We start from the raw sequence: 4,140 nt of genomic DNA, 5'->3' as shown, positions 1-4,140 counted from the left end.
CCCCCTGAAAATGCTGACGGATCGCACGCACAAGCCCGCCATGCTGGTCCGAGACGATGTAATCCACACCCCGTAACCCGCGCTGCTTCAGTTCCTGGAAGAAGGCCCCCCACGTCTCTTCCGATTCCGAATCGCCGAGCATGTGCCCAAGCACTTCTCGTGTTCCGTCGGTATTGACTCCTGTTGCGATCAGAAGTCCACGAGAGCGTACACGACCGTCTTCACGTACCTTCAAGTACATGGCGTCTACCAGCACAAATGGAAACTGACTGTCACCAAGTGGACGATGGCTCCAAGCTTGTACGATGGGATCGAGCTTCTTGCATAACTCGCTCACCGTAGACTTTGAGAATTCGGCGCCACACAGCTCCTCGGTAATCTGCGACACCTTGCGAGTAGAGACACCATTGACAACCATCTCCATTAAGGCTAATACAAAAGCTTGCTCACTTCGTTGGTATCGGGCAAATAAATCCGTAGAGAACTTGCCATCCCGGATACGTGGAATATGAAGCGTAAGTGTGCCTACACGTGTTGTGAGCTTATGCGGGTATGTCCCATTTCGATATCCCTTGCGCTCCTCTGCCCGCTCATAACGTTCTGCATCCAACTGTTCGGTCACCTGCGCTTGTAAGACTTGATTCAATACGGATTCCAGCAGCTTGGCTACTCCCGCATCCTTACTATCTCCAATAAATAATTGATGCAAAATATTCGAATCTACGTTAATCTGATATTGAGCCATTTTCAAATCCACCTCACTAGTTTGTTGTGTCAGCAACTACATTCTACTTGAGGGGTTTGAATATGGCTCTCTTCATTTATTGGAAGAAGCTATTTTACACAATTATACGGACTCAACTAATAAGATAGCCCACTAAACCTCCAAATGTGTTTGTTATCAAATCAGTCACATCAAAAGTTCTTGAATGTAAGCCTCCCCACCAGGCACTTAGTAGCTGAGAAGATTCAATGATTAAGCTAAAAAGAAAAGTCAATGCTACCGTACTCAGAACACCTTTTTTCTTAATGATGGGATATAAAAATCCAAAAGGCATCATCATAATTACATTTAAAATTAGTTCTCTAGCCGCCCCACTGTAATTTGCCATTAAATCTCTAAAAGGAATAAAATTTGCCGTTTCCATAAACAAATTATTCGTTCCGCCAAAGGGTAAGGTAAATGGCATTACCGTAACAAATAAGACCATTACCATATAAACGTATATTATTGAATTCAGGATTAAATGCTTTTTTGATTTTTTATTCCATTTCCTATAAAAAAACAAAACATAAATGAATGCTAACAAAATAAAATCAAGAAGATAGTCCATTGCCCAACTCCCCTCATTACTAGCTTATTAACCCCTCGGATTTTTTGCTAAGAGCGTGATTGAATAAGCCAGCTTTCCGCGTCTTCTCTCGTTTCAAAAACCCCAAACTGGTTGCTGCGATTGGATTCGGCGACCATTTCCTTAAACCTGCCTTTATTCACCGATGGATCGGGAATGACGACGGCCGTCTTAACACTGTAGGTGATAAATTTTTGCATCATTCTTCCCGCTACGCCTGTTCTCAGGTTGAAAAAGTCCTCCGACAGCGCCTCCCCATGCAGCATCAGAAAATCGAGATCATGTTCTCTGCACAACGCAACCAGATCCACGGCATCCTGCTCTGTGCTTAGCGGGGTTGGGCTAGAGATCAATTCGATATACTTTTTCGTTCCGTTCTCCACAATTTTATAGTTCATTGTCGTTCTCTCCTCCATTTGTGTTCTGTAATCGAGTTCCTTGCGAATTCCTTGCACCCATTTCAGTTCGTTCTGATAGAAGGACAGCTGGTTTTCAGCAATTTTATCCCACAAAAAGGTTTCCCGCTCGTTTCGATTGGGCGCCTGAACTCCACGCTTCGTTTTTTCCTGCTGGTATATAAGCTGCATGTTGATCCTGCTTTCATATCGATCCAGCATTTCATGCAATTCCTCGTCGCTCAGTTGGTCCGCCCACGCCAATTGAATAAGGAACGTGTTCTTGAGCTCGGGAACGTCCGGTTCTTCAAGAACCCAATCTTTCAATCTGGCCAGCCCTTCCTCGGTAATACTGTATATTTTCTTCGATGGAGAGCTTTCCTGATGCTTTACCTCGTTAGTCACGAAGCCATCATCCAGGAGCTGAACAAGGGACTTATAGATCTGATTATTGTTCCCCGACCAATACATTGCGGAAGAGTCTTCAAAAATCTTTTTTAGTTCATATCCTGTAGCGGGTTTCCAGCTAAGAAGCCCCAATATGGCATACTTGATTGACATAAAGCCACCTCATTAGGTTACTAATAACATAGGTTAATAGTAACTTATTTTGCCGCTCATGTAAATATGAGATATGCAATCTCGTTCGTTCACATGATAAAAAGAGCCGCTAAGGAGTTGAGGAAAAACTCCCGCTGCTCTTTTGCTGTTCACCGGCGAAGTTAACAGCTCCGAATCGCTAAAAAGAAATTTAAACAAATGGTTGTTCTATTCACTATCGTGCGGCTTTATTTTCTTTCTTTTCTTCGTACAAGCATCCCTTCCATTCGCCCATATCCCCAAGAGAACCGCCAAGCCGGCTAGAGCGGATAATATCACAGAAAACCCCCACGGCCTGACGGCCACCACGATGGATGAAAATGGGGACTTGTAATTTTGAAGTTCTTCTGAGCAAATAAAGATAGGCAGATCAAAGGTCGAATTTTTTTTGGTGAGTCACATCCCGTACAGAAAACGGGCCTATTGCAGCTTTGAGCACCGCCGATTGTTGCCCTGAGCACGTGTACAAAAGTACACTTCTCGTTGCTGCATGTTCTGCTGAATCCAAAAGCAAGGAAGTGAAGCTGGAATGGATGCGATTTTGGAACGGTGCGCAGGGTTGGATGTGCATCAGGAAACGGTCGTCGCCTGTGTACTGGCAGGGCCACTCAACAAGAAACCACAGCAAGAAATCAAAACGTTTGGAACAACGACCAAGGAATTGCTAAAACTCCATGATTGGCTGTTGGAACAGAAATGTACGCATGTCGCGATGGAGAGTACCGGCGTTTATTGGAAGCCCGTATGGAACCTGCTGGAAGACTCGTTCGAACTTATCTTGGCCAATCCGCAGCGGATCAAGAATGTGCCGGGCAAAAAAACAGACATGAAAGACGCCGTCTGGATCGCACAATTGCTACGTTGCGGGTTGATAGAAGCCAGCTTCGTGCCACCAGAAGATATCAGGGATTTGCGTGATCTCACCCGGTATCGCCGGAAGCTAGTCAACGACGCGACAGCGGAAAAGAACCGTATCCACAAAATTCTTCAAGACGGGAACATCAAGTTGACCACCTATATCAGCGATGTATTTGGTGTTTCAGGTCGCGCTTTACTGGAATCAGTTATGAACGGCGTTGTTCTGTCACCGGAAGACGTGAAAACTATGGTCAAAACCCAAGTCAAGAAAAAAGTACCGCAGTTGGTTGACGCCTTGAACGGACGAGTGCGGGCCCACCATCGCAAGATGATCCGCAGGCATTACGACCATCTAGAGTATTTGGAAAAAGAAATTGCAGCTTTGGAAGCTGAGATCGAAGAACTGCTGAACCCTTACCAGAAGGAAATCGAACTGCTCGATACCATACCGGGGATTGATAAGGATGCCGCGGCGAGCATCCTTGCGGAAATTGGACCCGACATGTCGGTCTTTCCTTCGGAAGGGCACCTCGCCTCTTGGGGAGGATTGAGTCCAGGCAATAACGAAAGCGCAGGAAAAAAAAGAGCACGAGAACCCGTAAAGGGAATAAAGGTCTAAAGTCCGTGCTTTGTCAGGCAGCCTGGGCCGCTACCAAAACAAAAAACACGAGATTGTCCGCTTTTTATTACCGGCTGGTCAAACGACGAGGGCCGAAAAAAGCAAACATGGCGCTGGCTCACCTGTTACTACGAATCATCTTTATTATGCTGCTCACCGGTGTCCCCTATGAGGAACTGGGGCCGGATTATTTACCGAAAAAAGAGAAAGACGTCGACTTCTGGATACGAAAAATTCAACAGTTAGGCTACAAAGTGGACATTCAAGAGCTAGGAGACACCGGATAACCCCTATATTTCCCATTAGTTGGTAAAAT

The 4,140-nt window shown here is 45.5% G+C and carries 3 protein-coding genes and 1 pseudogene; 1 reads left to right on the top strand and 3 read right to left on the bottom strand.

The features are described from left to right. The 3 genes from ABD76_RS26105 to ABD76_RS26095 all read right to left on the bottom strand — a co-directional run. The coding region (locus ABD76_RS26105) for an IS256 family transposase (RefSeq protein ID WP_197255187.1) at positions 1-745 on the bottom strand (745 nt) is incomplete at its 3' end. A gap of 112 nt (positions 746-857) precedes the next feature. After that, entirely contained in the window at positions 858-1,334 is a 477-nt protein-coding gene (locus ABD76_RS26100; protein WP_197259871.1) for a VanZ family protein, read from the bottom strand. A 47-nt stretch (positions 1,335-1,381) separates the two neighbouring features. Further along, on the bottom strand, positions 1,382-2,308 hold the full coding sequence (locus ABD76_RS26095) for a PadR family transcriptional regulator (protein WP_197259870.1): 927 nt from the start codon (positions 2,306-2,308) through the stop codon (positions 1,382-1,384). 568 nt (positions 2,309-2,876) lie between these two features. Here ABD76_RS26095 and ABD76_RS26090 point away from each other — a divergent pair. Beyond that, a pseudogene (locus ABD76_RS26090) lies at positions 2,877-4,111 on the top strand (IS110 family RNA-guided transposase). Positions 4,112-4,140: the final 29 nt, after the last annotated feature.

Source organism: Paenibacillus dendritiformis (assembly GCF_015845845.1).
GTDB lineage: Bacteria > Bacillota > Bacilli > Paenibacillales > Paenibacillaceae > Paenibacillus_B > Paenibacillus_B dendritiformis_C.
This window is presented reverse-complemented; position numbering and strand designations above follow the sequence as displayed.